28 protein-coding genes are annotated in these 25,815 nt (G+C 35.2%); 4 read left to right on the top strand and 24 right to left on the bottom strand.

What is annotated here, in order from left to right; genetic code table 11:
* Positions 1 to 19: 19 nt before the first annotated feature.
* From M9189_RS06360 to M9189_RS06330, 8 genes are all read right to left on the bottom strand, one after another.
* Positions 20 to 3,127, bottom strand: coding sequence for an HsdR family type I site-specific deoxyribonuclease (locus tag M9189_RS06360; RefSeq protein ID WP_250725482.1), 3,108 nt, complete (start codon positions 3,125 to 3,127; stop codon positions 20 to 22).
* Positions 3,128 to 3,321: 194 nt separating this feature from the next.
* Complete coding sequence (locus tag M9189_RS06355) at positions 3,322 to 4,494, bottom strand: restriction endonuclease subunit S (protein WP_250725480.1); 1,173 nt, start codon at positions 4,492 to 4,494, stop codon at positions 3,322 to 3,324.
* The gene (locus M9189_RS06350; RefSeq protein WP_250725478.1) at positions 4,491 to 6,038 is read right to left on the bottom strand and encodes a type I restriction-modification system subunit M; all 1,548 of its coding nucleotides are present in this window, start codon (positions 6,036 to 6,038) and stop codon (positions 4,491 to 4,493) included. Before M9189_RS06350 ends, M9189_RS06355 begins: the two co-directional genes overlap by 4 nt.
* A gap of 11 nt (positions 6,039 to 6,049) precedes the next feature.
* Positions 6,050 to 6,175 (bottom strand): helix-turn-helix domain-containing protein, encoded by a 126-nt coding sequence (locus tag M9189_RS06345; RefSeq protein ID WP_256469257.1) that lies wholly within the window; start codon positions 6,173 to 6,175, stop codon positions 6,050 to 6,052.
* Positions 6,176 to 6,190: 15 nt separating this feature from the next.
* The gene (locus tag M9189_RS06340; RefSeq protein ID WP_250725476.1) at positions 6,191 to 7,177 is read right to left on the bottom strand and encodes an SPFH domain-containing protein; all 987 of its coding nucleotides are present in this window, start codon (positions 7,175 to 7,177) and stop codon (positions 6,191 to 6,193) included.
* Positions 7,178 to 7,181: 4 nt separating this feature from the next.
* Positions 7,182 to 7,628 (bottom strand): NfeD family protein, encoded by a 447-nt coding sequence (locus M9189_RS06335; protein ID WP_045090120.1) that lies wholly within the window; start codon positions 7,626 to 7,628, stop codon positions 7,182 to 7,184.
* A gap of 1 nt (position 7,629) precedes the next feature.
* Complete coding sequence (yidD, locus tag M9189_RS12965) at positions 7,630 to 7,944, bottom strand: membrane protein insertion efficiency factor YidD (RefSeq protein WP_045090119.1); 315 nt, start codon at positions 7,942 to 7,944, stop codon at positions 7,630 to 7,632.
* A gap of 80 nt (positions 7,945 to 8,024) precedes the next feature.
* Positions 8,025 to 8,168 carry a hypothetical protein gene (locus tag M9189_RS06330; protein ID WP_250725475.1) on the bottom strand — a complete coding sequence of 48 codons (144 nt, stop codon included), beginning with the start codon at positions 8,166 to 8,168 and terminating at the stop codon, positions 8,025 to 8,027.
* A gap of 306 nt (positions 8,169 to 8,474) precedes the next feature.
* On the opposite strand from M9189_RS06330, the gene M9189_RS06325 reads away from it, so the two are divergent.
* The 4 genes from M9189_RS06325 (at position 8,475) to M9189_RS06310 (ending at position 11,878) form a co-directional block, all read left to right on the top strand.
* Positions 8,475 to 8,876: a phage integrase N-terminal SAM-like domain-containing protein gene (locus tag M9189_RS06325; protein WP_250725473.1), complete on the top strand. Its 402-nt coding sequence runs from the start codon at positions 8,475 to 8,477 to the stop codon at positions 8,874 to 8,876.
* A gap of 67 nt (positions 8,877 to 8,943) precedes the next feature.
* Positions 8,944 to 10,079, top strand: a protein-coding gene (locus M9189_RS06320; protein WP_250722613.1) for an IS3 family transposase whose coding sequence is annotated in 2 segments (ribosomal slippage) — positions 8,944 to 9,196 and positions 9,196 to 10,079 — 1,137 coding nt in all. Because the reading frame shifts where the segments join, the coding sequence is not laid out codon by codon here.
* A 64-nt stretch (positions 10,080 to 10,143) separates the two neighbouring features.
* Positions 10,144 to 10,713 (top strand): tyrosine-type recombinase/integrase, encoded by a 570-nt coding sequence (locus M9189_RS06315; RefSeq protein ID WP_250725471.1) that lies wholly within the window; start codon positions 10,144 to 10,146, stop codon positions 10,711 to 10,713.
* Positions 10,694 to 11,878 (top strand): IS91 family transposase, encoded by a 1,185-nt coding sequence (locus M9189_RS06310; protein WP_250725469.1) that lies wholly within the window; start codon positions 10,694 to 10,696, stop codon positions 11,876 to 11,878. The genes M9189_RS06315 and M9189_RS06310 overlap by 20 nt, the downstream gene beginning before the upstream one ends.
* A 306-nt stretch (positions 11,879 to 12,184) precedes the next feature.
* Here M9189_RS06310 and M9189_RS06305 read toward each other — a convergent pair whose 3' ends face one another.
* From M9189_RS06305 to M9189_RS06230, 16 genes are all read right to left on the bottom strand, one after another.
* The gene (locus M9189_RS06305; protein ID WP_250722686.1) at positions 12,185 to 13,351 is read right to left on the bottom strand and encodes a M28 family metallopeptidase; all 1,167 of its coding nucleotides are present in this window, start codon (positions 13,349 to 13,351) and stop codon (positions 12,185 to 12,187) included.
* Positions 13,352 to 13,512: 161 nt separating this feature from the next.
* Positions 13,513 to 14,067: a hypothetical protein gene (locus M9189_RS06300; protein ID WP_250725467.1), complete on the bottom strand. Its 555-nt coding sequence runs from the start codon at positions 14,065 to 14,067 to the stop codon at positions 13,513 to 13,515.
* Positions 14,064 to 14,333, bottom strand: a complete 270-nt coding sequence (locus tag M9189_RS06295) for a hypothetical protein (RefSeq protein ID WP_250725465.1) — start codon at positions 14,331 to 14,333, stop codon at positions 14,064 to 14,066. Before M9189_RS06295 ends, M9189_RS06300 begins: the two co-directional genes overlap by 4 nt.
* A gap of 175 nt (positions 14,334 to 14,508) precedes the next feature.
* Complete coding sequence (locus tag M9189_RS06290; RefSeq protein ID WP_250725382.1) at positions 14,509 to 15,003, bottom strand: hypothetical protein; 495 nt, start codon at positions 15,001 to 15,003, stop codon at positions 14,509 to 14,511.
* A gap of 203 nt (positions 15,004 to 15,206) precedes the next feature.
* A complete protein-coding gene (locus M9189_RS06285; RefSeq protein WP_250725463.1) occupies positions 15,207 to 15,788 on the bottom strand; it encodes a hypothetical protein in 582 nt (193 codons plus the stop codon).
* A gap of 12 nt (positions 15,789 to 15,800) precedes the next feature.
* On the bottom strand, positions 15,801 to 16,100 hold the full coding sequence (locus tag M9189_RS06280; RefSeq protein ID WP_250725461.1) for a hypothetical protein: 300 nt from the start codon (positions 16,098 to 16,100) through the stop codon (positions 15,801 to 15,803).
* A 12-nt stretch (positions 16,101 to 16,112) separates the two neighbouring features.
* A complete protein-coding gene (locus M9189_RS06275; protein ID WP_250725459.1) occupies positions 16,113 to 16,352 on the bottom strand; it encodes a hypothetical protein in 240 nt (79 codons plus the stop codon).
* Between the two features lie 79 nt (positions 16,353 to 16,431).
* Positions 16,432 to 16,872 carry a GIY-YIG nuclease family protein gene (locus M9189_RS06270; RefSeq protein WP_250725457.1) on the bottom strand — a complete coding sequence of 147 codons (441 nt, stop codon included), beginning with the start codon at positions 16,870 to 16,872 and terminating at the stop codon, positions 16,432 to 16,434.
* Between the two features lie 4 nt (positions 16,873 to 16,876).
* On the bottom strand, positions 16,877 to 17,071 hold the full coding sequence (locus M9189_RS06265) for a hypothetical protein (RefSeq protein WP_250725455.1): 195 nt from the start codon (positions 17,069 to 17,071) through the stop codon (positions 16,877 to 16,879).
* A gap of 269 nt (positions 17,072 to 17,340) precedes the next feature.
* Positions 17,341 to 18,030: an ABC transporter ATP-binding protein gene (locus M9189_RS06260; protein WP_250722682.1), complete on the bottom strand. Its 690-nt coding sequence runs from the start codon at positions 18,028 to 18,030 to the stop codon at positions 17,341 to 17,343.
* Positions 18,031 to 18,037: 7 nt separating this feature from the next.
* Positions 18,038 to 19,501, bottom strand: coding sequence for a DUF5687 family protein (locus tag M9189_RS06255; protein ID WP_250722680.1), 1,464 nt, complete (start codon positions 19,499 to 19,501; stop codon positions 18,038 to 18,040).
* Positions 19,502 to 19,670: 169 nt separating this feature from the next.
* Complete coding sequence (locus tag M9189_RS06250; protein WP_250725419.1) at positions 19,671 to 20,891, bottom strand: NADase-type glycan-binding domain-containing protein; 1,221 nt, start codon at positions 20,889 to 20,891, stop codon at positions 19,671 to 19,673.
* Between the two features lie 137 nt (positions 20,892 to 21,028).
* A complete protein-coding gene (locus M9189_RS06245) occupies positions 21,029 to 22,936 on the bottom strand; it encodes an AAA family ATPase (RefSeq protein ID WP_250725453.1) in 1,908 nt (635 codons plus the stop codon).
* A 180-nt stretch (positions 22,937 to 23,116) separates the two neighbouring features.
* Positions 23,117 to 23,911 (bottom strand): cation efflux transmembrane domain-containing protein, encoded by a 795-nt coding sequence (locus tag M9189_RS06240; protein WP_250725450.1) that lies wholly within the window; start codon positions 23,909 to 23,911, stop codon positions 23,117 to 23,119.
* A 173-nt stretch (positions 23,912 to 24,084) separates the two neighbouring features.
* Positions 24,085 to 24,879, bottom strand: a complete 795-nt coding sequence (locus M9189_RS06235; protein ID WP_250725450.1) for a cation efflux transmembrane domain-containing protein — start codon at positions 24,877 to 24,879, stop codon at positions 24,085 to 24,087.
* 163 nt (positions 24,880 to 25,042) lie between these two features.
* Positions 25,043 to 25,741 carry a hypothetical protein gene (locus M9189_RS06230; protein ID WP_250725378.1) on the bottom strand — a complete coding sequence of 233 codons (699 nt, stop codon included), beginning with the start codon at positions 25,739 to 25,741 and terminating at the stop codon, positions 25,043 to 25,045.
* Between the last annotated feature and the right edge of the window lie 74 nt (positions 25,742 to 25,815).

The following is a 25,815-nucleotide window of genomic DNA, read 5'->3' as shown; positions in this document are numbered from 1 at the left end:
TTTCAGGGAAGGCTACATTTTATAATTGTCCTCCAACTCCTTTATACTTCTCTACAAACGATACTAACTTTTGAAATACTGTTTGCTTTTTAGTCAAATACTGAGGATTTAAAGGGCTCATTTTCGGTAAAAGTGCATTGAGTTCTGTTCCGTTTTCGCTTGCATATTCTCGCTTTAAAGATGCTATTATGTAACGTTTTGCTGCTTCTTCATTTAGATTTTCTTCTCTGATTAATGCTTGAGCATCCTCCTTTTGCTTTTTTTGAGCAAACATAAAAAATGACTCTATTACATTCGCTTTGTCTTGAAGAGTGTCAAGGTCGGTTTCGTTTATGAAATCAACAACCAAACTCTCTTTTGCTCTATTCCCTACACTTGCACGTATCACCCTACGAATTTCATCGATTAAGTCAGTTTTGTTTTTGTTTTTCTTGTTATGCTCAAAAATCAATTCAAGAATGTAATCAAGGTTTATTTCCTGCGATTTCAGCAAGTCAACTTCAAACACAACATCATCCCAGTCGATGGTAGATTTTTCCGGCTCTTTACCGCTTTTCTCTCGTCTTAACCAATCACGAATATCATTGTAAGTAGAGCGATAATCCTGCACTGTCCGTTCTTTGAGCAATTCAATTTGCTGCATAGTTGCAAAGTCCTCATCCGATATGAAATGAGTCTTTTTAAATTCTTCGACAGCTTCTGGATTGTTGATGTCAATCGTTTGTAGTGTTTTGAGATGGTTAAACTCATCGTAGTTTTGGAGTATGTTTTCAATTCTCAAATACTCCCCGAATAATTTTACAAATTCCTTTTTGTCTTTCTCTTTTACGATTTCGTCAGGGTTAGGAAATTTCTCATTTAACTCTTTGACTACTTCCACATAACCTCTGCGTGCTTCACCTGTAATAATATCTGTAAAGCCTTCCAGGTATTCTTTGTAACTCTTTTCAAGAACTACATTCTTGGTATTCTTGTCGCCAAAAAGTGTAATAGCATCGATAGTTGCTTGTTCTAAATCACGGAATGTTACAATGTTACCAAAGGTCTTTGTGGCATCATAAATTCTGTTTGTTCGTGAAAAGGCTTGAATTAACCCGTGATAACGTAAATTCTTGTCAACAAACAATGTATTTAGTGTTGGAGCATCAAAGCCAGTTAAGAACATTCCAACCACAATGAGTAAGTCAACCTCTTTGTTTTTTACACGTTTGGCAAGGTCGCGATAATAATTCTGAAATTCATTGCTATCAACGCTATAACTTGTTTTGAACATTGCGTTATAGTCATTGATTGCTTTAGTTAAAAACTCCTTGGCAGTAACATCCATTGCCGAAGGCTCAAAAGTCTCATCAGCTATTTCACCTATTGCACTCTGCTCTTCGTTTGCTGCAAAAGAGAAGATTGTCGCAATTTTTAAAGGTTTGTCGCTCTCTTTTTGCAAGTCGTTTAATTCATCATAATAGCATTTGGCTGCATCCACACTGCTTACGGCAAACATTGCATTAAACCCTTTGTTGCTTCCCTGAGTCCTATGCGTTTTTATTCTGAAATTCTGTAAAATGTACTGAGATATTTCTTTGATGCGTTCCGGATGAAGCAATGCTTTTTTGTTTTCTGCCGCATTCAGTTTTTTTTCGTCTTGTTCGCTTTCGATGTTTTTAAACTTAGGACGAACGTCATTATAGTCAACTTTGAATTTTAGTACTTTTTCATCTCTAATAGCATCTGTTATTACATAAGCGTGCAATTCACGACCAAAAACACTTGCGGTAGTTTCTGCACCTAAAGCATTTTGCGGGAAAATAGGTGTTCCTGTAAAACCAAATTGATAATACTTTTTGAATTTCTTCTTTAAATTCTTTTGAGCCTCACCAAACTGCGAACGATGACACTCATCAAAAATGAAAACAACTTGCTTTTGATAAATCGCTAAATCACTCTCACTCTTCATGAGGTTATTTAACTTTTGTATAGTTGTTACTATAATCCTATTATCGTCTTTTTCTATATTTCGCTTTAAACCTGCTGTACTTTCTGATCCGTTCACACTATCGGGAGAAAATCGCTGATATTCCTTCATAGTTTGATAGTCCAAATCTTTACGGTCAACTACAAAGAATACTTTATCAATAAAATCCAATTGCGTGGCTAAACGTGCCGCTTTAAAACTAGTAAGCGTTTTGCCGGAACCTGTTGTGTGCCATATATAACCACCACTTTCTGGCTTAGACCAGTTTTTAGCCTTATATGAACTTTCAATTTTCCACAACATTCTTTCCGTAGCTGCAATTTGATACGGTCTCATAATTAAAAGTGTATCGCTTGTATCAAAAACCGAATAGGTTAGCAATACATTCAACAATACTCTTTTTTCAAAAAATGTTGCTGTAAAATCTTTTAGATCTTTTATCAGCATATTGTCAGCTTTTGCCCAATTCATGGTAAAGTCAAAGCTGTTCTTGTCACGTTTTATAGTGTTCGCAAAATAACGGGTATCCGTACCGTTCGAAATAACAAAAAGCTGTATGTATTTAAATAATGAATTTTGGCTATTTAAACTCTCCTTGCTGTATCGGTGAACTTGATTAAATGCTTCACGAATAGCAACACCTCGTTTTTTTAATTCAACCTGAACCAATGGCAAACCATTTACTAGGATGGTTACATCATAGCGATTGGCATGATAACCTTTCTGTTCAAATTGTGATATTACCTGTACTTTATTTCGTGTGACATTTTTTTTATCAACCAAGTAGATATTTTGAATATGCCCATCATCAAAAACGAAATCGTAGATATAGTCGTTGTGGATTTTTCTTGTTTTCTCAACAAGGTTATCGCTTGGTTTGTCCAAATATTCTTCTACGAAACGAGTCCATTCACCATCCGAAAATTCCATATTATTAAGCGATTGCAATTGCATTCTCACATTCGCCAACATCGCTTTTTGCGTAGTTATGTTTGTAGGATTTTCATAACCTTGATTGATTAGGTCTTGAATAAATTCTTTTTCAAGTGCTGCCTCGGTTTGATAAACAGCAGGTGCCTCATTCACCTCAGTATACTTGGTGAATTTATCCAACACAATAAAGTTGTTTGATTCTGCTATGGTTTTATACTGTGACATTTTGTTCCGTTGTACTTGTATTTATTCTCGACATGATGACGTAAATTCTGTTCAAGTTCTTTTGGGGCTATCAACTGTTTATATTCACTAAACAAACAAGTATTACCAGAGCCATTAAAGCATAGATTAGTTGCACTTTTTTATCGGCGTCTCTTAGTGTTTGTGCTATTACTGTTAACGACTGTCCCATTTTATTATTCTATTTTATTCTTAGGAAAGGTTAGTAATAAATCACGATAATACTCATACTGCTTTTTCCTTAATTCAATTTCTTTCGGAAGTCCTTCGCTAATTGAAGTGGTCAGTATGTCGAATTTGTCAAGGATAGTAACAATGCGTTCTTGTTCCTCTGGAGAAGGAACAGGAATTTTAATTTTTGCAAGATCATCTGCATTAACACGCCTAACTTTTGTGCCTGTAATAAATGGCCTTTTTTGTTTTTGAAATTGCTCTGTTTGAAAAAAGTATGCAACATATTTAGGATTCAGGCTATGAGTATAAAAACAAGCATCACTACTTACTGCTACTTCTTCATACCCCAACCACGCTACCGCTTTACACACATCTTCATCATTTTCACTTGTAGTTGCAATGACCAAATCTCCATGTTTAGCCTTACGTGCTTTCTCCGCAAATTCTTCAGAAACATATGTTTTGGTTTTATCAGTATATGTACCATAGTGAGTATATATTTGACCATAATGAATACACCCAACACCTGTTTCTGTAAAGTCTTTTTTCTGCAATCCACCTCCTCTGATAAACTCACCAACTCCGTTATCTCCTCCAAGAGGTAAATACTTCACTTCTCCTTCTTCAAAACAGAAGAGCTGTTCTCGATAGTAATTATACTGCTTTTTACGAGCTGTAAGCTCTGCTGTAAGCTCTGCTGTAAGCTCTGTGAAACTATCCAAGATGCGAACAATTTCTTTTTGGATTTCAATATCAGGAACAGGAATGGGAAAGTTAACAAGCATTGGCATTGTTATATATGGGACTGAGCCTTTTCTAGAGTGTTTAGTAATATATCCACGCAATGTATGATTCAGATAATGATATAAATATTGTACCTCAATCGAATCCTTAAACTCACCAATAATATATGTTCTTTGATATGCATTAAATTTTCCGTTATAGTAATTTAGGTGTCCCACTTGGCTACCATTTCCAGAAATTAATATCGCTTCTAAATCAAATGCATAAGAATTTATTTTATATGGTTTTTCATTACATGTAAAGAAAGGATAAATACCATTATCTTCCATTACATTGGCATTTAGTCGTCCTGTTGTGATTAAATCAACAACTTCTCCCAGCACCTTCCATTCAACTTCAAAGACTCCTAATATTTTCTCTAAATAACTCATGCTTCAATTTCTTTAATAATGTTATCAATATCAGCACGCAGTGCATTTATTTTAGCCACAGTTTTGGCTATTTCATTATTCAATTCTTCAATATCTACTTTTTCCCTAGTGTCTTTGGCTTCAACATAAGAACTTACAGAAAGATTGTAATCATTCTCAGCAATTTTGTCATTGTCAATGGAAATAGCCACGTGTGCCACATCTTCTTTCTTATCAAAGATTTGTATTATCTTATTAATGTGTTTGTCTTCCAGCACGTTGTTGTTTGTGGCTTTCTTAAAGAAATCGTCACCAGTAGCATCGATAAATTGTGTTTTAGTGTCGGTTTTGTGTTTGGATAACACCAAAATATTTACTGCAATAGAAGTTCCATAGAATAAGTTTGGAGCAAGAGAGATAACGGTTTCAACAAAGTTATTATCTACCAAATATTTTCTGATTTTCTGCTCTGCACCGCCACGATAAAAAATACCGGGAAAACAAACAATCGCTGCCCTCCCTTTACTGGAAAGATAACTTAAAGCATGAAGTACAAAAGCAAAATCTGCTTTTGATTTGGGTGCCAACACACCTGCAGGAGCAAAACGGTCGTCATTAATTAGTGTTGGGTCATCATTACCAATCCATTTGATAGAATAAGGAGGATTTGAAACGATAGCATCAAAAGGTTTTTCATCGCCATAATGAGGGTCAATGAGTGTATTTCCAAGTGCAATATTAAACTTGTCGTAGTTGATGTTGTGCAAAAACATATTCATACGAGCCAAGTTGTACGTGGTGGGGTTCACTTCTTGCCCATAGAAACCTTCTTCAATAATATGATTGTCGAAATGCTTCTTAGCTTGCAACAGTAAAGAACCCGAACCACAGGCAGGGTCGTAAATCTTGTTTACTTTGTCTTGCTTGTGCATCGCCAATTGTGCAATGAGTTTGGATACGTTTTGAGGTGTAAAAAACTCACCTCCTGATTTTCCTGCATTGGCTGCATAATTGGAAATCAAAAACTCATATGCATCACCAAACAAGTCAATATGATTATCTTCAAAATTTCCAAAATCAAGTTCTTCAATTCCTTTCAATACTTTAGCCAAAGTACTGTTTTTGGCTTCAACGGTGTTACCTAATCGAGTGCTTGTGGTGTCAAAGTCGGCAAACAAACCTTTAATTTCGGATTCTGAGGGATAGCCATTGGCAGAACTTTCAATTGCATCAAAAATTGCTTTTAAGTCTGTATTTAGGTTAGGGTTGGTGTTAGCTGTTTTGGCAACATTTACAAAAAGTTGGCTTGGATAAATGAAGTAGCCTTTTGTTTTAATCGCATCATCTTTTATTTCAGGTGTAATCACATCATCAGAAAGGCTTGCATAATTAATGTTTTCATCTCCACCTTTCATATAATTGGCAAAATTTTCACTGATAAAACGATAGAACAGCGTACCCAATACAAACTGTTTAAAGTCCCATCCATCTACCGAGCCTCGGACTTCGTTGGCTATTTTCCATATCTTGTTTTGTAGTTCTTGTCGTTGTATTGTGCTTGTCATTTTATCTCTTTCTAAAATTCTTGTGGTTTCACTCCTAATATTTTGGCAATTTCAAAAAGCACTTTAAGTCTTGGCTGTTGTCGGTTTTGCACATAGCCGTTCACCATGTTGTAGCTTTTTCCAAGTTGTTCAGCCAACTGAGTATTTCGGTGTTATTTGTCCGTCATGTTAAATAACTCTTTGATACCCCCAATTGAACTTAATACACCTGTTGCTTCGTAAGGGATATAAATTGTTTTGTTGTCTTTACCGCTTACCATATCTTTTAAAGTGTCAATGTAACGAATAGCAACCATATAGTTTACAGGGTCGCTTTTGGTTGTAGAAATTGCCTGGGTAATTTTTTTGATTGCCTCCGCTTCCGCTTCTGCAACCTTTAATCGTGCCTGTGCTTCACCTTCTGCCCTTAAAATTTGTGCTTGTTTTTCACCTTCTGCTTGGTTAATTTCAGCTACTTTATGTCCTTCTGCTTCTAATGAAAGTTGTGCCTTTGTACCTTCAGCTTCAAGAATTTTAGCCCGTTTGTCTCGCTCTGCACGCATTTGTTTTTCCATTGCGTCTCGGATGTCGTGTGGAGGATTGATATCTTGCAATTCCACACGATTAACTTTTACTCCCCATTTATGGGTCGCTTCGTCAAGTACAGCCCGTAATTTGGAATTAATTGTGTCTCGTGATGTCAATGTTTGGTCTAAATCCATTTCACCGATAACATTCCGCAAAGTTGTCTGTGTGAGTTTTTCAATAGCATCTGGTAAATTAGCAATTTCGTAAACTGCTTTTACGGGGTCAATGATTTGAAAATACAGAATAGCATTGATTTCAGTTACAACATTGTCTTTTGTAATAACATTTTGTTTTGGAAAATCGTAAACTGTTTCCCGTAAATCAATTTTGGTGACCAAAGTATTTAAAATAATATTTTTGCCGTCAAGTCCTTCCCGGATATAACGCCACATTATTTCCCTTGGTCTGTCAATGATTGGCCAGATAATGTTTATTCCTGAAGTAAGTGTACGACTGTATTTTCCCAATCGTTCAATTACCATTGTTTCAGATTGCTGAACAATCTTGAAACCCATGATGGCAAAAACAATTACAAATAATGCAATTAATGCTAAAATGATTGTGATACCCATAGTTTTATTTTTTTAGTGATTTAACAATTAAAATTGTGGAGTTTACTTTTAATACTTCAACTTTTTCACCTGTGTTAATAGTTTCATCATTTTCTGTTTCTGCTTTCCAGTCGTCTCCCTCAACCGTTATACGCCCTTGATTTTTAATATTATCAATAGCTTCTGTTACTTTTCCGATTTTTCCAACAAGTGCATCCGCATTGGTTTTTATTTTATCACTTTTTCTGTGAGCATATTTGAGCATAAAAGGTCGCACACCAAAAAATCCAATGAGTGTCCCGATGGAAAATGAAAGGAGTTGAATTTTTATTCCATAGTCAAAGTATGATGAAATCCCAGCAGCAATACATCCAAGAGCAAGAGCTGCAGTTAAAAATCCCGTTGTAAAAATTTCTACTATAAAAAGCAGAACCGCAATGATTATCCAAATATGCCAAATTTCAATGTCCATATTATTGTTTTTTTAATGTGTAATTATAGTTAAAAGGCGGAAGCAGTGTTCGGGAGATTTTTTCATTCGTAATAATACTTCCGTCTTTAAGGTATAATTCAAATGTATCGGTTTGCTCGTCTTTGTGAATCGTATAGCCAGGTCTGCATTGATGAAATCTTTTTTTCAATGCTAATAGTCCACTGAAAAATCCTTTTTCCTTTGTTATGCGATAAACATAGTTAGAGCAACTTTCCTCAAACACACAAGGTCGTCTCTTGTGTACTGGAAAAACTGTCCAATACAAGCGAATAATACCAAGTAAAATGAATTTCATTTTTTAAACACAACCATTTTGAAAATTGTATTAAATCCGGGCTTTGCTCCAATTCCGAAACAACCGTTCTCCGGTGCTACTTACGTTTCAACATTTTCCAAACGAACATATTCCCAACCTTGTGAGGAGTGTTCGTTGATTAAAGCTTGAAGTTGTCCTGCCACTGTCGCAGTGGTGTCTTTCTGTGTGATTTGAGCCACGAATGGCACTACTTTGTAATCCATATTTCCTGTGTTTATTTTTTAATGCCTACTCTGTTCGGTTTTCGGCCACTCCGTTTTTTGTCGCAAAGTTACACACAACGTCCGGCTGTATGCGGTCGGCCGGGGCTTTTCTGCCCGTTACGAAAGTTTTAGGCCAAACGCAGTGAATAGGGTAGAGCGAAACCCGCAATATGATATGGAGCCCCGGCTGCCGTATACAGCTTTGTTGAACTAAATCCCTACGGGATAGCTCCTTTCAAAAATAACACAAATCTTTCTAGCCGCAAGCCGTTATAACTGTATTATTCACTTTAAAATAATGCAGTTATGAGAAAGAAAACAAGCTTAACTATTGTTGAGCGTGCCATGGTACTTGTCCCTGAATTCAAGTCCAGGGCCGTGAAGTTGGAGCATCAGGTGGTACTTCGTGGCCAAAGCGCCAGCACCCTGAATAATTACATCAGGCGCATTGCCCTGTTTGTCATTCATTTTGAAAAATTACCCGAACAGGTTAGCGAAGACGAGATCAATGAGTACCTGGTTGCTTTGGCACGTGATCCCAAGGCGCCTTCGCGCAGCAGTTTCAAACACATGGTTTACGGTCTTAGGTATTACTACCGTTTGTTGGGCATGAACAAAAAGGCCATTGCCTTGCCTTCATTAAAGCAGGACACCAAGTTGCCAATTGTCCTGAACCAACAGGAACTGAAAATGCTGTTTGCAGTGTAGCCTTCCCTGAAAATCGGACAGTTTAAAATTAGACAAATTATTAATTTTAAGCAGTCAAAACAGAGTTATGAAAAAAACAAGATTCACAGAAAGCCAAATTGTAAAAATTCTAAAGGAGTATGAAAGTGGTATTGATGCTCAAACGATATGTCGCGAGCATGGCATTGCCAAGGCTACATTTTATAATTGGCGCAAGAAGTATTCTGGTATGGAAGCCTCTCAGTTAAAACGTTTAAAAGAACTGGAGGAAGAAAACCGTAAACTCAAGCAGATGTATGCAGATCAGAGTTTAGATAACTTGATGCTAAAGGATTTGCTTGGAAAAAAGTTTTAAAGCCCTGCGAGAAAAAAGAGCGAGCCGAATACTTGCATTCCACATACTTGATCGGCATCGGCAGGGCGTGCCGATTGATTGGATTGCATCGCTCCATGTGGTATTATGAAAGCAAACGAAACGATGTTGAAGTCATCAACAAGTTGGAAGAACTGTCAGAGAAACTTCCAACGCGTGGCTTTGATGAATATTATGGTCGAATACGCCAAGAAGGCTATAGATGGAACCGCAAGCGAGTATTGAGAGTCTATCGCTTGCTACAGCTAAACCTACGCAAAAAACGAAAAAGAAGGTTGCCTGCTCGTATAAAAGAACCACTGGAGCAACCCAATGGCATCAATCATACTTGGTCTATGGATTTTATGAGTGACAGCTTGATTTATGGCCGTAGATTCCGAGTATTAAATATTATTGATGATTACAACAGAGAAGCCTTGGCCATTGAGTCGGATTTCTCTTTACCAGCAGAACGTGTAATAAAAGTGCTTAATGAAATCATATTCTGGCGAGGAAAACCTATGAAAATAAGAGTTGATAATGGGCCTGAGTTTATCTCTAATGCTCTGCAGAAATGGGCAAAAGACAACGAAATTAAGTTAAAATTCATTCAACCTGGAAAACCAACCCAAAATGCATATATTGAAAGATTTAACCGCTTTTTCAGAGAGGACATTCTCGATGCATACTTGTTTAATGACCTATCTGAGGTTAGACATCTGGTCTCAGAATGGATGGATGATTATAATGAATTTCATCCACATAAATCATTGGGAGGTAAATCTCCCTTAGATTATGTTAAAAACGAGTATAACCACCATATTTTAAATAGCAAAGAAAGTTCGCTGCCAGAACCTGTCAAGGGTATATAAACGGCTTCGTTCCTCAGCCGCCCTTGACAGAACCTCTCAGCTCACTGAAAAAGCATTTAGAAATATGGTTCAAGAAAAAAAATGTCTATTTTGTAGTTGTCTGATAAGGGGTAAGTCTACAGCAGCACCTACACTGCTTAAGCACCGGATAATCCTTACGCTCATTTATTCAGCCGGATTGCGAGGACAGGAGGTCATCAATCTTAAGATCTCTGATATTGACTTTGAGCGCATGGTCATCCATATTCGGCAGAGCAAATACAAAAAAGACCGAATTGTCCCCTTGTCTCCCACTATGGCCATTGGACTCGAGAAGTATCTAAGAGCCGAGAACCCGCATGTTTGGCTATTCAATGGCAAAGAGCCTGACGGTCGCTACAGCGTTAAAGGATTATCCTGGGTAATGCGGGAGAACCTTAAAAAGACCTCTATCGCCAAAAGTGTCAATCTCCATTCTTTGCGGCATAGCTACGCCACGCATTTACTGGAGCAGGGATTAAACATCGTAACCTTAAGGGATTTATTGGGCCATGCCGACATTTCTACTACAATGATTTATCTTCATGTTGCTCAGTGCCAGCACATAAACCCTCACAGCCCTTTAGATACCCTTTATGGAAAAGCACTGCAATAGCAAGCATGAATTGGCTCACATTGTCCGCCAATTTGGGAAATCCTTGTTGCAGAGCGGTGAGCTATCCCCCAAACAAATCAAGGTTTTGTACAACATCCTCCAGTGCCGCACAGCCTCTTTGGGTGGTCATGAGCAGGTTTGTAAGGATTGTGGTGTGATACACTACAGTTACAACAGCTGTCGAGACCGCCATTGTCCCAAGTGCCAGGGAACCAAACAGGCTCTTTGGATTGAGAAGCTGATGAAATCAACACTTGCGGTGAAACACTACCACATCATTTTCACGGTACCTCATGAGCTCAACCAGATTTATCTGTGGGACAGAAGGCTTTATTGCAACATCTTGTTCCGTGCTGCCAGCCGTACGCTGCACAGCTTCGGTTATACACATTACGGTTGTGAAACCGGAGCCGTTGCGGTGTTGCACACTTGGGGGCAGAACCTTTCTCTGCATCCGCATTTGCACTGCATTGTCCCGGCAGCCGGTTATTCCTTGTCGGGGAAATGGCGCCATATCGGCAAATATGATAATTATCTGTATCCGGTGCACCAGTTGAGTGCTGCCTTTAAAGGCAAATTTCTAGACAGCATAAAAAGGGAGCTGCGAAAACTTTCTGCAATGGATGGCTTTAAAGTCTGCTTAGAGAAGGCCCATCAAAAAAAGTGGGTGGTCTATTGCGAGCCCTCTATGGCAGGTGCCGAGCATGTTATCAGGTATCTGGGGCAATACACCCATCGCATTGCCATCAGCAACCAGCGGATCTTGAACGTTGATCCAACACACGTAACTTTCGTAGCTAAAGACTACCGGGACCGGGCACAAAAGAAACCGGTATCACTGACCGGCGAAGAGTTTCTGCGTAGATTCTCTTTGCATGTAATGCCCGATGGTTATGTGCGTATTCGTCGATTCGGCATTTATCATCACTCTACAAAGCTTCATCTGGATTTACAATTTGTGCCCGATGAAAAGCCCGACATTGAGCAGATGGCAGCTGACCAAAACGATGAAACGGCCTCAGAGCGCATTTTAAGGCTGAATGGATTTGACCTAACCAAATGTCCGCATTGCAAAGAGGGACGTCTGATTGTCATTAGAACCTTACCCAGGATACGGTCACCCGCAGGAAATCTGCCCTTATTGCTTTTTGCGAAGTTGCAGTAACCGCCAAAACACCCCCTTAAAAACTTCATTGACATGAGGTTCGGCATCGTATTGCCTTAACGGTAGGTTTTCAGCCAAAAAGGAACAGATTTTCAACTTCTCAGCCACTACGACCAGTCACTTCTTAAGTTCAAATGCTTAAAAACGGGAAGACGGTACCACGGGTGGCCTTGCCAAAAACATCAAAAACCGACTTAAAGTCCATAAAAGCAGCCTGCAGACCTAGCGGGATGTAGTTCAACCGAGAATAATCGCTGGGTCGTTCCGACCGCTCATATTCCTATATATTATGCTGCGTTTTTTATTTTAATCGTTATAATCTTTAATCAATTCCGTCAAAAAATCTGATGTTTTTTTCAAAATATCAAAATCAACATTACCAATTGTATCATTGGATGTATGTGTCAAGTCCAATACTGTTTCAAATAAATTTGATGAAGTTACTGCAATACAAGGAACTCCTTGAAATGCAAACATTGCATGGTCACCAGCATACCATTGTGAACCTTCTTCAATGTAATCATTTTTAGAAATCTTTGTATCTAACCAAGTTTGCTTACAATCAATAAAATTATAAGTTGACAATGCAGTTTTAGATGCTACATGTCCAGGCGAATCAATATTTATGACAAGTTTTATTTCAGACTTCTCGTTCCCGTTATGCTTTAAATATTCTAATTGCCCAATAACCCCATAATATTCTTCACCATTGAATGGAACAAAATCTATATCATATGCCCCATTATAATCCTTTAAATTGTCTAATATCTGAAATAAAACTTCAATTCCAGCAGCATTATCTATTGCACCTATTGTTCCATATTTAGAGTCCATGTGTGCACAAACAACAATTTTACCTTTCCCATTACTTTTTTTGGAAGCAATAATCTGTCGACCAACAGAATTTTCCGTTTTAGAAGCTATTTTCAATTTGGTTAATCCTTTTCTTCCAGTGATTTTCTCACCTGTTGTTTTATTTGCAAATGCTGATGGAATTAAAAAGTTCCCGTCCTCGAACAATGGGAATGGATTTAGTCCGCACATTGGATGCTTGCCTGTAATAGCAATAATTGCTTTAGGTTGCTTATCTTCCAATAAATCAATTATTGTTTTATGCTCATCGGGATAGTAGAATGGAAAGTTCTTGGGTTGCAACGGTTGCTGGGTTAAATCACCATTAAGTAATACAATTTTATCTGTGATATTTTTATTTTGTAATTCTTCCAGTGTTGAGACTATCTCTAAATCACCAGTTTTTTCAAAGGGCTGAGAAAAAGGGCTGGGGAATAGTTCGTATTGATTGCCATCCAAATCAATATATGAAAAATCTTTAGTCCAACGTTTACAGTCAAATTGTAAAGTAATCGTTTTATATCCAGCTTGAATTGCTTTACTGAGTAAAAAATCGCAAACTTTTTCATTTGAGTCAGTCCCTACAGGTCGTTCTTTTAAAATTTCATCGATAATTGTCATATATGTTGTTTTTAAAATGCAGCATAACGGTAAATTGTATGAGTAGTGGCAGATTGCGTGGTAATTTCCTGTCAAACCGCTACGCAGTTTGAGCGAGCTACAAACCTTGATATTTGCTACATCACCTGCCATTACTTATACAAAGTGTTGTGCGTTCGGCTTTATATTTTTGTCTTTAATTCCATTGTTTTCAAATCGAATATAAGAATTTCATTTTTATCAGTCTTGTCGTATTTTCCATTCGAGTTTGAATCATAATGACCTGTTATTGTAATCGTTCCTGTTTTTTCATTTGTTGTCCATGTGCGAGCAAAAAATCCATTGTCAGTCAATTGAGTTTTAGTTTCTCCATCAGTTGAAAGTATGAATATCTGTTGTGGGTCACTCCAATCAATTTCTTTATCACCATCGAGATTTATTGTTTTTGCGACTAAAATAATCTTGTTAATGTCAAGTTCTTCAATCTGTATCTGTTCAACTGTCCTTATGTACGAGTCTTTAGGTAAATCAATCTGTTTTGTCTTTCCGTCTTTTGTATTAATGAAAAGAAGATATTTGCTTTTAGTTTCAATTTTACCTCTGTTTTCAATCGAGGCGATTACATATTCAGTTCCTTTTACTTCTGTTAATTTATCAAAGCTTACATAGTTGTATTTATCCTGTCCAAACACAAATCCGGAAATTGAAACCAGTAAAAGAATCAGTAGTTTTTTCATTTTGTTTCGGGTTTTGAATTATTTGTTTTTAAAAGTCGTTTCCTAAAAATCAAAAGAATTGTAATCAATAGAACACAAATCAGAATCCATATTTTCATTCTTGTTATTAATTCACATAAATCAGTTCCAGTAACTAAAGAGATACAATCTCTTGGATTATCTGTTTCATATTTGAGGCTGACCATAGTATTAAGAATCCCAAAAATGTTTAATGGAATACCTAATCCAGATAAAATCAATGCGATATAAAATATTGTTTTTCTCAATGTTTAATATTTAGCACTTCGGTTCTTAGCTGACGCACAACGGTTTATGGTATGGTGTCGTGCGGGATTACGAAGCGATTTCCTATCAGGTTACACCAACTTTTTTTACGAGCCACAAACGCCCGAAAACCGCTGAAACCCGCATGCACTATACCATTTGTTGTGCGTTCGTACATTATTTTATTTCATATTTCATCAAATCAATCAAATTATCAGGTAAATAATCAATACCCTTAAATTCTTTGATAATTATGGATTTAATATTTTCTTTAATATTCTTGTCTACATATGTTATTGACATCTGCCAAGCACCACCTATACTCCTGCAATTGTCCTCAATTAATATATCTGGCTTGAGCGATTCTACAATATCTTTATACTTATCTGAACCAGTCCTATAATATAAATAAGCACCAACAAATTTATATCTTATCAATAAATCTTTTATGGTTTGTGCTGAAGTTTCACTTTTTCTCGAAGTAAGGTAAATGATTTGAGCTCCTTGTCTATTCCATTTTTTAATCTTATCAATGCAATTTTTGATTGGCACGTATTTTTTCACATTAAAAAAGTCAATAAAACGTTTTGGCCCAAAGATAGTACCTTCAGTGAAAATCATAATAAGAGGACTTCCATCAACAGCATATTTGTTTAGCTCAAATCTTTCCATTTGTGGTTTTCTCTGTATGACGCACAACGGTCGCGTATATGAAACGTTTGGCATTTCGAAGCACTTTCCTTTCTCGTTACAACTAATTATGATACGGGCTGAAATGCTCGATAACCCACTAACTGCCAAATGTTTTATATACGATGTTGTGTGGACGGCTTTCTATTCACTATTCAATGGGAAATTTATGCTTTCCTTATGTGTCAATTTGAAAAATGATATTCTACTTTAATCGGTTTATTAACGGTATGCTTAATCGTAGAATAAATATGACCTTCTTTAACTTGATTGTCGAACATAAGCAGAGCATTTTCTTTCCAAACATCTTGGTCAGCCATATACATGTTTAAGTTATGTGTAATATTGAGTTTATTATTAAGTTGTCGCATATCATTTTTATTCCAAACAGGTACAATTAAAACAAACATTGATGTATTCAATCCTAATGAGGAAAGGCGACTTGTACTAAAATCTCTTTTAAAAGTCGATGCGTAATTCTTGAAATAGTTAGCGTCTTTAGGATAACTAAATTTTAATTCAATTAGAAAAGGCTTTTCATTCAAATTTTTCGGGGCTATTATAGAAAAGTCACATCTTTTGCTATTCTCTCTTGGGAATTCAGCAAAAGCTTTGTATGTAACGTTCAGACTGTTAAATGTTTCTACAAGATAATTTCTGATTATTAACTCTTGTTTCAAGTTGAAAAAATTATCGGATATTGATTCAAGCTTAAAATGAAAAGATTGAGATTTGATGATTTGCTCAATTTTTTGATAAAATTTCATTAATTATCTATTTTATAAACTACTAGTCCAACCTAAAACACTAAATATAATATAGGCAACTGTAGTTGTCATTAATCCTGTGCTATTCGACCATTTAATTTTGGTTGCAAAAATATTCCATTCAGGCTGGAAGAAATAATCGGAAGCAGAAGTAACAGACTCGCCGCTTATTTTCCATGCAATTAAATAACCTAAGAAACCAATTAAAATGGGAAAGCCAATAGATTCAATAAATAAAGCTAAACCACCTATTGTACCTGCAACCCATAATAATGAGTTTAAAATAAAGAGTAATCCTGTAATAAATCTCATAGCAATTTTTTATTATAAATTATATCTAATTACCTGTGCTGCACCTCGTTGTTTCAAGTGGGCAACCGATTTGTTTATGTATAGGTTTCTAATTTCGTCGGGTGCAACTATACCATCAAAGCCATATCCTGTTACCTCAACTTGAATTTTAATATTTCGTTCTTTGTCAATAGTTTTATTTTTAGACCGTTGCTTTGGATACCAATTTTTAACTTCAAATATTTCTACGATTAGCCCCTTAAATTCACTCAAAACATATTTGATTTGGGGCAATCGCCATTCACTAATCAACCAAGTTTCCTTTGTTGCTTGATAAATTGGATTTGTTCCGTTACCACGTTTGTAGGTTCTGTTTATTAATCAACACGCAGTCTGAACCCATTTTACTTAGAGGTTGTGCATTGTAAAGTCTTACGATTTCTTCCGAAGTCATAAGTCCTTTTTCGATAGAGTTGTGTCCATTGACAATGTTTGAGAGTAAAAGTCCACAATAAGTTAAGGTGTCAATTAATGAGGCTTCAATTTGAAACGCTTCACTTTCTGAAAGTCCGTGTCTGACGATAATATGTTTCACAGTCTGACCATTTTTAACAATCTCTCTTATTTTGTCATATTTTGTATTTGAAGTATCTGTGTCTATTAATGCACATGCTAAATGATTAAATACTCTGTTGTCGATGCCCTTGCCAACATAGAAAGGTTTGTTGTCTGATGGGTCAAGCAACATATAAACGTAATACTTTAACGCTTGTCGTGATTTTTCGTCAAACATTGAACTAGCTAATTTTTTCTACTTTAAAATTTCCAGGACTTTTGTAAGATTGAGCTTGTTTGTTAAACCCCAATCTTATAATTTCCTTCTCTACATCTTGAGCATTTGGTGTCGGCGTTGAAGCAGAAGGAACTTGAAATGTATATCCTTTCGGCATATCTCCAAATTGTCTTGGTGCTGTAAGTTTGTAAAGTGCCATAACATTTAATTGTTTTAAAACTTGCTTACTCTAAATCGGTTTTCAGCTTTCCCGTTTTTTGCTAAGTTAAATTGTCAATCCGTCAAACTATGTCGTTGTCAATTTGCACTGTCGTTTTTCTAGCTGCCACACAACGGTTTGCAATATGACCAGTGGCGGAATGCGGGCGACATCCCTGTCAACCGTTACAAAACTTTGAGCGGGGCAGACGCTTTCAAGCTACCACCGCGCCCGACATTGGTTATATTGCTTGTTAACCACTGACATTTTTAGATGTCAAAATATTGCTCCAACTCAATCAATGTTTCATTACTTGTATTTGTGTCTTTAACAATATGACCATCTTCAAGTAAAAGTATTCGATTACACACTTCAGTTACATGTTTTAAATCATGGCTTGAAATCAATATTGTAACACCTTCATTGCTTAGTGCTTTTAATTTTGATTTTAACCAAGATTGAGAACTTGGATCCAGATTAGAAAAAGGTTCATCAAGAATTAGTATCTCTGGTTTTGAAAGGAATGAAGCTAAAATGCCAATTTTATTTTTATTCCCTGCCGACAGTTCTCGAATATATTTACCGGAAAAAGCATCTTGCTTGAAAAATTGCTCATTCTCTTCCAGAAAATCTTTAATATCAGCACTGTTTTTTCCGTGCAAACTTCCAATAAACTCAAAAAATTCAATAGGACTCAAAAAAGGAATAAGAAAACCTTCATTTAGAAATGATCCAGTATAACTTTTCCACTCATCAGAATCTGAAACTTTTATCAATTTTGATGTTACATATCCTTTTGTAGGTTCAATTAAGTCGAGTATTAAGCTAAGCATGGTTGTTTTTCCTGCTCCATTGTTGCCTACTAAACCAACAAAGTCATTTTTGGCTATTTTAAGATTGTCAACGGAAAGAGCCATTTGAGTTCCGTATACTTTTTGAAGATTAAATATCTCAATCATAATTTTCTTATTTTTTTCTAAAACCTACAGCCATTTTATATCTACGTTTCATAAAACGGCTTTCAACCATTTCCAACATATGTTTATTTAATGCTATTCCAATTAATCCTATTACAGCTATTGAATAATAGTAATAGGGAAGAATTCCAAGTATTTTATGTAGAAAATAGATTAATAGCGGAATTCCTATTATTGGTAGAATTACTAAAAATTGCGTTATGCCCGTACCTTGATAGTTCATAAATTGACTTTTACCTAAATCTATATATGATGTATTAAAAGTGCAAAAGAACATCATTATTATTGACGATATACCAATATTATACAATAAGAAAGCGGCATTAATGAAAGCGATTTTTGAACTAATCAACGCGTATGGCAGAACAAGTAAAAATCCGATTGAACTTGATATTGAAAAAAATATGTGTTTCGACTTTATATAGTTGAAATGGGAAATTTTGTTTGTCAAATAACTATCAAAAAATGAACTTTCCCATGAGAATAGGAATTGTCCATAGTTTGTAGAAAACATTGCAGGTAATAAAAGACCTGACAAACTTAATATTATGTAATTATCCAAATTCTCGTTTTTATAGAACATGAAACCATAAAGTACAAACAATCCACTTATATACAAAAGTGATCGAGGTCTTTTGTTTCGTAAAATCATTTTCAATTCAACTCCAATTAGTTGACCTATTTCTCCATAATTATTTAAGAAAGAAAATCCATTACTTTTTTTTATCGTCAATTTTTGAGAATCTTCAATATAAGCGTTGTTTTTTAATATAGTATAGGCCCAATAATAGGATATTACCGCAAATAAAGCTGGAACAAAAATAAAAGTGGTGGTATTTACCAAATAGAAAATAGCTGCTGAAAAATATTCTGATATAGATATGATTTTAGCAATGTCGAGATAAATCAAAAGTCCAACAAATGATAGAAATAGTAGCGATATTAGAGCTTGTCTCGAAAAATATTTCTTTAAGGAAAAATTGAGGAAATTATTTCCAGCAATCAGTGATAATACTGTAACGATCCATAACAAACTGAACTGAAAACTCTGTGTTAGATAAATATTCTTGATAAAAAAAGGGAGTATAAGTAGAATTGCCAATAGATTGAAAAAGCTGAACACACTTTTTATAATTGGATAATGTATTAATGTGTTTTTTTTTATTGGAAGCGTAAGATATGGTTGAATCGAGATGGTTGGTAGTTGTTGAAAGAAAAACCTCGCAATCAAGTCAAATAATAAATAGTAGAATAATAACCTTGTAAATGATTCAATTACATCACAATCTTTAAATACATCAAGCAGTATTTTATCTGCAAAAAAGCTAACTGCAATAAAATTTAATATGAGATACAATCCTAAAATACCAAGTACAATATTTAGTATAATATTCTTTTGCCAAAATGAAGATCGAATTTTCTCTTTCCATTGATGTGTCAATAATTTGTACATATGCTGCTGTTTTTTATGTTTGTGGTTAACGGTCACATGTATGAAATTGTTGGGGGCTTGCGAGCGACGTTATTGTCTGCCGTTAATTAATTTGCTACGGGGAGTGGAGTTGCCTATACACACATAAACCCCCAATATTTTATACATGATGTTGCCAACCGTTTATAGTTCAATCGTTTAATTCTTCGACCCCAACAATAAGTCCGTTTGCTATAAAATTATCACCTGAACTTAGTTTTGAAATCGTCCAAGTTTCTTGTTCTCCTTCTAAATAGTCAATCGAAACCAGTTTTTCTGTTCCGTTTTCTGCTATAAAGAAGTCACCAATTTTTATTTTGTCAATGTTTTCAAATCCTTTGTATTGATTTGATTTATCAGGCTTTAGGGAAGCCCAACCTTTATTGTCAATTTTGAAAGGATGGTCTTGAGTTGAAGTTATTGTCAATCCGCTTTCAAATCGGTAAGTTACAAGTCCATGATGTATTACTTTTTCCGTTTTCTCAATTTTGGCAGATTTTATAGTTTTAGTATCAAAATCCATGTAAGCAACCAAATCACCGACTTGTAAGTCTTCAATGCTTTTGATGGTGTTATCGGCTAATTTGATTTCTGTGCCTTTTGCAAAACAATGAACATCAAGTCCGTCAAAATAGATTTCTGAAATTACAACGTCATCATATTTTAGTCCTTTGTAAACATCCAGTATTTCAAATTTCAAAGTCCAATCAGGTTTTGTTTTAAGCATATCCCAATTCTTTCTGTCGCTATTCCCTATTGGCTCAATCTTAAAACTCTGTGAACCTCGAATATCTTTAAGGTTCAGTATTGCATATGGTTTGTCATCAATGTAAACTTTCAGTTTTTTAACTCGTGAGTTGTTCTCCCAAGCCGTTTTACTTTTTACATATCCATTTACAACAATTATTTCATTTATTCTTGGGGAAGTTCCGCTAAATGTATATAAAAGGTATTCTCCAATACCATAACCGTCAACACCCTCAACCCAAACATTTTTATAGTTTAAATCATGTGCATTTTTAGGTTCGTAATTATTTTCTCCTTGTGATTTTAAATAACTAGATGCAGTAACCTCTTTCGGGCCTCCTCCACAATACCAACTGCAACCTCCTCCGATAATATCCCAGTAGTCTTCCATAGTTTCATCAACTTTAGAAAGAGCGTCTTTTTCTTGCTGTGATAAATCGTCATATTTTACACCATTTGACATTTTATCCCAAATCTTTTTGCAGGCTTCAAGATTGTCATTGAATTCTTTTTCCCCTGCAACACTCAAATCTAATTGTCTTGTTGATGTCGGATTTAATTCCTTTATCTGTGAAAATCCAAGCTGGGATATGAATATCAATCCCATTATTAAAATCTGTTTCATATTAGTACTGTAGTTTTTTTTAAATGGTTGGCAACGTTTGGCGGTATGGTTAGTTGCCGATTTCGAAGCACTGCTCTATCAAGTTACAACTACTTTTGAGACGAGCTGTGCCGCTCAAATACGCACTGGACCGGCAATTAACTATACCGCGTGTTGCCAGCAGTTTTTACTTCATTTGGGAAATAATCAATTAAAATTTCTTGAGCATCAATATCAGATAATAACAATTTTATCGAACGTTCAGTAAAGTCCGAAATTTTGAGATATTTCATCGCAATACTTTTTAATCCTTTGTTGTTAAAAACAGAAATAGTCTTTTTATAGTCCTTATTTGCTACAATATTTTCCAATTCAGTAATACGTGTACCATACCATTCAGTAATTTCTATCTTATCTGAAAATGTTTGAAAATTTGTTTCTACTTGGTCTAAGCTATTTCCCTTTGAAACGTGAGAATCTTTGAAATAGTAATTAATCTTAGTGCTTACATAATTTGATGTCTGAATAACTTTGAGCTTATCAAGCTCTTCAATAACATCATTTTTTACTTTTTCAATTTCAGCAATGTCGACCAGTAATTGAGATGCCATTTTTTTAAGAAACTTCTCATCCAAAAATAGATTTTCAACTTCAGATATTGAGAAGTTATATATTTTTTCATCTTTTAAACTGGCTAAACGGGATGTATCATGATGGTCTGAATCTATTAATCCAATTGCTGTTGTATTAACTGTTGTCAGTTTATTAAATGCTTTTGTATGATTTATTACATCAAAACAGCTCCCAACTGGCATAATTGTTAGTTCAGGAAATAGGATTGAAAATACTCTTTCATCAATGCTTCCCTTTTGCCCTTCACAAAACAATATATTCTTTCTACTACCAAGCAACTCAAATAGTAATGTTTCTGGAATTTCATCTGTAGGAATGTCCTCAATTTCCCACTTATCGGGGTGAGTAAAGGATTTTATCCATATCTTTTTTGCTGTTGCTCTACTTGTTGCAAAGTCCAAGTCGTGAGTGAGATAAATGAATAGACAATCCTGCCTTTCTTTTTCTAAGCTATCCCATAATTTTTTTAAGATTGTTTTGTGTAGATACATTTCTGGTTCATCAATTACGATAAATCCATTTAATGGAGCCTGTAAGACTTGTCCAATAAGGTATAACATCACTTTCTCCCCATCGCTCATTTGAATTGCAGGATATGAGCGACCATCATCAGATATTGCTGTTATGTTTATTCCATCTTGACAATCAATTTTTCTATGCTCAATTAGAGAATTCCATATTTCAAATGTCTTATCTAAGTTAGTAAGACTTGGTTCTTCAATTTGTTTCCCTGTTTGAAATAACTCTATTGACTTTTTTCGGTACATATTACCAGCTGCGATATTTTCAGCAAGCAGATTCTTTAGAACAATAGAAAATTCCTGTTGAAGGTGACCAAATTCTCTATCGTTTTTATTTGATTTATCTCGTAATTGTGCCTGTTTTAGTTCATTTGCAGTCTGAGATGGATTAGCAATTGCATTAAAGCTTGGTACTAACAGAATTCGTTGAGCTGATATTACCACTCCATTATTTTGCAAGTATGTTTTGAACTTATTTGAGAGAGTAGTTTTTCCACTACCGTTTGCACCGATTGCTACCACATTACTATTGAAAAATCCTATTTTTTCGAAAAAGTCAAGATTAAATTCAAGTTGATGATAGTGATTTATGATGTTTGCTGTATTATTGTCAATCTGCAACTTAATTTGGCTTTTCCATTGAGGATTTTGCTGATTAACAAAGTTTGCATCTTTATTCCCCCTAAAAGGTAAAGTGTTAATTATATTAGTAAGATGAGATTGAAATTGGTTAATATAGTTAATCTTAAAATCGCCGTTTTTAACCTTATTCACTAAAATTGTTGATAATGCGATAGTCTTGTCTATGATTTCTAAAGTAGTGTCACTACAGCCAATTTCGAATGAAATCTGTCTGTGAATATTTAGGTCTTCTTTTGCTGTTTCAATAAATTTTAAAAATTGCTCTATCATTGTTATTGTATGTTGAGGGTTCTTTTAAATTGCTGGCAACGTTTAGTATATGAAAAGTAGGCGATTACGAAGCACGAAACTTTCGGTTAAGCACAAAGTTTGATACGAGCCAAAAGCCTTGATTTTATTACTGTTTCGCCTATTTTTTATATACATTGTTGTAAGTAGTGCTTTTTCCATTCACTTACTTAATTTCAAAATCCGAAACGCCCCTTGAATTACCAAAATAAAAACGATTGTTCCAATAATCAAATCAGGTTTACTCGAACTCAACCAATTTACCAAAAGTCCAGCGATTATAACTCCTAAATTGATAATCACGTCATTCGAGGTGAAAATCATACTTGCTTTCATATGTGCCTCTTCTTTGCTTTTTGACTTTTGCAAAATGTAAAGACAAATTCCATTTGCGATAAGTGCAAAAATCGAAACGATAATCATTGTCGAAAAATCGGGTAGTTTCTCGTCTCCGAAAAACCTTCTTAAAACTTCCACAAATCCGATAATTGCAAGTGTAATTTGAAAATATCCAGCAAGTTTGGCAATCCGCTTTTTCTTAATCAACGTTCCGCCAACCGCAAACAAGCTAATTCCGTATACGAAACTGTCCGCAAGCATATCTAAACTGTCGGCAACAAGTCCCATTGATTTTGAGATTATTCCCGTTGTCATTTCGATTATGAAAAAGGCGAAATTTATGGCAAGTACAGACCAAAGTAACTTTTTTTGGTTTGCATTTTCTTTAAATTCCGTTTGGTCGGTTAGGTCGGTTGAGATTTTTTTCCCGCCTAAATTTAGTTCAATAACGGACTTTTCGATTTGTTCGGTTTCTCCGCTGTGAAAGACTGTCAATTTTCGGTTCGGAATATCAAAGTCCAAATTCACAATACTTGAAATTCCGTCCAATTTCATTCGGATTAGGTTTTCCTCTGAAGGACAATCCATTTTTGTAATTTCAAATATTGTTTTTTTCATTCGGTTTCTGGGTTTTTCGGCATTACTTACAACGTTTAGTATATGAAAAGTAGGCGATTACGAAGCACGAAACTTTCGGTTAAGCACAAAGTTTGATACGAGCCAAAAGCCTTGATTTTATTACTGTTTCGCCTATTTTTTATATACATTGTTGTAAGTAGTGCTTTTTCCATTCACTTACTTAATTTCAAAATCCGAAACGCCCCTTGAATTACCAAAATAAAAACGATTGTTCCAATAATCAAATCAGGTTTACTCGAACTCAACCAATTTACCAAAAGTCCAGCGATTATAACTCCTAAATTGATAATCACGTCATTCGAGGTGAAAATCATACTTGCTTTCATATGTGCCTCTTCTTTGCTTTTTGACTTTTGCAAAATGTAAAGACAAATTCCATTTGCGATAAGTGCAAAAATCGAAACGATAATCATTGTCGAAAAATCGGGTAGTTTCTCGTCTCCGAAAAACCTTCTTAAAACTTCCACAAATCCGATAATTGCAAGTGTAATTTGAAAATATCCAGCAAGTTTGGCAATCCGCTTTTTCTTAATCAACGTTCCGCCAACCGCAAACAAGCTAATTCCGTATACGAAACTGTCCGCAAGCATATCTAAACTGTCGGCAACAAGTCCCATTGATTTTGAGATTATTCCCGTTGTCATTTCGATTATGAAAAAGGCGAAATTTATGGCAAGTACAGACCAAAGTAACTTTTTTTGGTTTGCATTTTCTTTAAATTCCGTTTGGTCGGTTAGGTCGGTTGAGATTTTTTTCCCGCCTAAATTTAGTTCAATAACGGACTTTTCGATTTGTTCGGTTTCTCCGCTGTGAAAGACTGTCAATTTTCGGTTCGGAATATCAAAGTCCAAATTCACAATACTTGAAATTCCGTCCAATTTCATTCGGATTAGGTTTTCCTCTGAAGGACAATCCATTTTTGTAATTTCAAATATTGTTTTTTTCATTCGGTTTCTGGGTTTTTCGGCATTACTTACAACGTTTGACAATATGAAACGGTTGGGTTTTCGGGCTGCGTCTGTATCCACCGAGGAAAATGCTGGCGCGAGAACCAAACCCTTGCAAACCACTGAACCCCAACTGTTTTATATTGTGTGTTGTAAAGCGTTGTTATTCAATCTTTTTTATAAATTTCTCTCTTGTTATTTTTCCTTTATCTAATTTTTTACTTAATCTCTTTCGAATCAAACTTATAGTATCATTATTTAAGTTTCTCAATCTTATTATATTTCTGTTTTTTTCTAATACCTGATATTTTTTTGTTGATTCTCCAATTTTCCTTAACCAATCACTATTCCATTCAATATATATAGTATTAGTATATCCAAATTTATCCGTTATTGTTATTTCATCGTATCCAATATATGATACTATTATTTTGTCTGCTCGTTGTTCTCCTGTCAAAACAAGTTCTCCATCATAATTTGTCATTCCTTCATTTATAATGGAATCTTTACTATTATATATGACTACATTCGCCCCAATAAAGGTGTCTTTTGAATCCTTATCAACTATCCTAAAATTGTAATGAAACTTATCTTGTTTTGCAGAATCAACCCGAATAGAAACAATTGTCTCATTGTTTTTCAAATCGATAAAATTCAATGTCAAAGTATCATTTTCTATTGAATATGTTCCTTTTCCAAATTCTCCATAAACATCTCCATTTACATAATGTGTGAATCTATTAATTCCAAATGTATAGTCTAAATATGGTGGCATAATACTCATCCTATATTTTCCTAAAATCATATTAGAACAACTTGAAAATAAAAGAGTCAATATTGCTAATCCTATTATTTGTTTCATGTTAGTTCGTTGGTTTCTTTCAATGCTTTACAACGCCCGGCTGTATGCGGTCGGCCGGGGCATTTCTGCCAGTT

Origin of the sequence: Xiashengella succiniciproducens (assembly GCF_023674465.1) — a bacterium.
Classification (GTDB): domain Bacteria; phylum Bacteroidota; class Bacteroidia; order Bacteroidales; family Marinilabiliaceae; genus Geofilum; species Geofilum succiniciproducens.
The sequence above is the reverse complement of the archived record's forward strand: the minus strand, read 5'-3'. Positions and strand labels throughout refer to the sequence as shown.

Coding starts and splice junctions, on each gene's coding strand:
- M9189_RS06325 (WP_250725473.1), top strand. CDS start 8,475: ATGAGAAAGAAAACAAGCTTAACTATTGTTGAGCGTGCCATGGTACTT.
- M9189_RS06280 (WP_250725461.1), bottom strand. CDS start 16,100: ATGAGATTTATTACAGGATTACTCTTTATTTTAAACTCATTATTATGG.
- M9189_RS06315 (WP_250725471.1), top strand. CDS start 10,144: ATGGTTCAAGAAAAAAAATGTCTATTTTGTAGTTGTCTGATAAGGGGT.
- M9189_RS06255 (WP_250722680.1), bottom strand. CDS start 19,501: ATGTACAAATTATTGACACATCAATGGAAAGAGAAAATTCGATCTTCA.
- M9189_RS06235 (WP_250725450.1), bottom strand. CDS start 24,879: ATGAAAAAAACAATATTTGAAATTACAAAAATGGATTGTCCTTCAGAG.
- M9189_RS06250 (WP_250725419.1), bottom strand. CDS start 20,891: ATGAAACAGATTTTAATAATGGGATTGATATTCATATCCCAGCTTGGA.
- M9189_RS06260 (WP_250722682.1), bottom strand. CDS start 18,030: ATGATTGAGATATTTAATCTTCAAAAAGTATACGGAACTCAAATGGCT.
- M9189_RS06360 (WP_250725482.1), bottom strand. CDS start 3,127: ATGTCACAGTATAAAACCATAGCAGAATCAAACAACTTTATTGTGTTG.
- M9189_RS06290 (WP_250725382.1), bottom strand. CDS start 15,003: ATGGAAAGATTTGAGCTAAACAAATATGCTGTTGATGGAAGTCCTCTT.
- M9189_RS06330 (WP_250725475.1), bottom strand. CDS start 8,168: ATGGATTACAAAGTAGTGCCATTCGTGGCTCAAATCACACAGAAAGAC.
- yidD (WP_045090119.1), bottom strand. CDS start 7,944: ATGAAATTCATTTTACTTGGTATTATTCGCTTGTATTGGACAGTTTTT.
- M9189_RS06265 (WP_250725455.1), bottom strand. CDS start 17,071: ATGGCACTTTACAAACTTACAGCACCAAGACAATTTGGAGATATGCCG.
- M9189_RS06240 (WP_250725450.1), bottom strand. CDS start 23,911: ATGAAAAAAACAATATTTGAAATTACAAAAATGGATTGTCCTTCAGAG.
- M9189_RS06310 (WP_250725469.1), top strand. CDS start 10,694: ATGGAAAAGCACTGCAATAGCAAGCATGAATTGGCTCACATTGTCCGC.
- M9189_RS06355 (WP_250725480.1), bottom strand. CDS start 4,494: ATGAGTTATTTAGAGAAAATATTAGGAGTCTTTGAAGTTGAATGGAAG.
- M9189_RS06350 (WP_250725478.1), bottom strand. CDS start 6,038: ATGACAAGCACAATACAACGACAAGAACTACAAAACAAGATATGGAAA.
- M9189_RS06270 (WP_250725457.1), bottom strand. CDS start 16,872: ATGTTTGACGAAAAATCACGACAAGCGTTAAAGTATTACGTTTATATG.
- M9189_RS06340 (WP_250725476.1), bottom strand. CDS start 7,177: ATGGGTATCACAATCATTTTAGCATTAATTGCATTATTTGTAATTGTT.
- M9189_RS06230 (WP_250725378.1), bottom strand. CDS start 25,741: ATGAAACAAATAATAGGATTAGCAATATTGACTCTTTTATTTTCAAGT.
- M9189_RS06305 (WP_250722686.1), bottom strand. CDS start 13,351: ATGACAATTATCGATGAAATTTTAAAAGAACGACCTGTAGGGACTGAC.
- M9189_RS06285 (WP_250725463.1), bottom strand. CDS start 15,788: ATGAAATTTTATCAAAAAATTGAGCAAATCATCAAATCTCAATCTTTT.
- M9189_RS06245 (WP_250725453.1), bottom strand. CDS start 22,936: ATGATAGAGCAATTTTTAAAATTTATTGAAACAGCAAAAGAAGACCTA.
- M9189_RS06335 (WP_045090120.1), bottom strand. CDS start 7,628: ATGGACATTGAAATTTGGCATATTTGGATAATCATTGCGGTTCTGCTT.
- M9189_RS06300 (WP_250725467.1), bottom strand. CDS start 14,067: ATGAAAAAACTACTGATTCTTTTACTGGTTTCAATTTCCGGATTTGTG.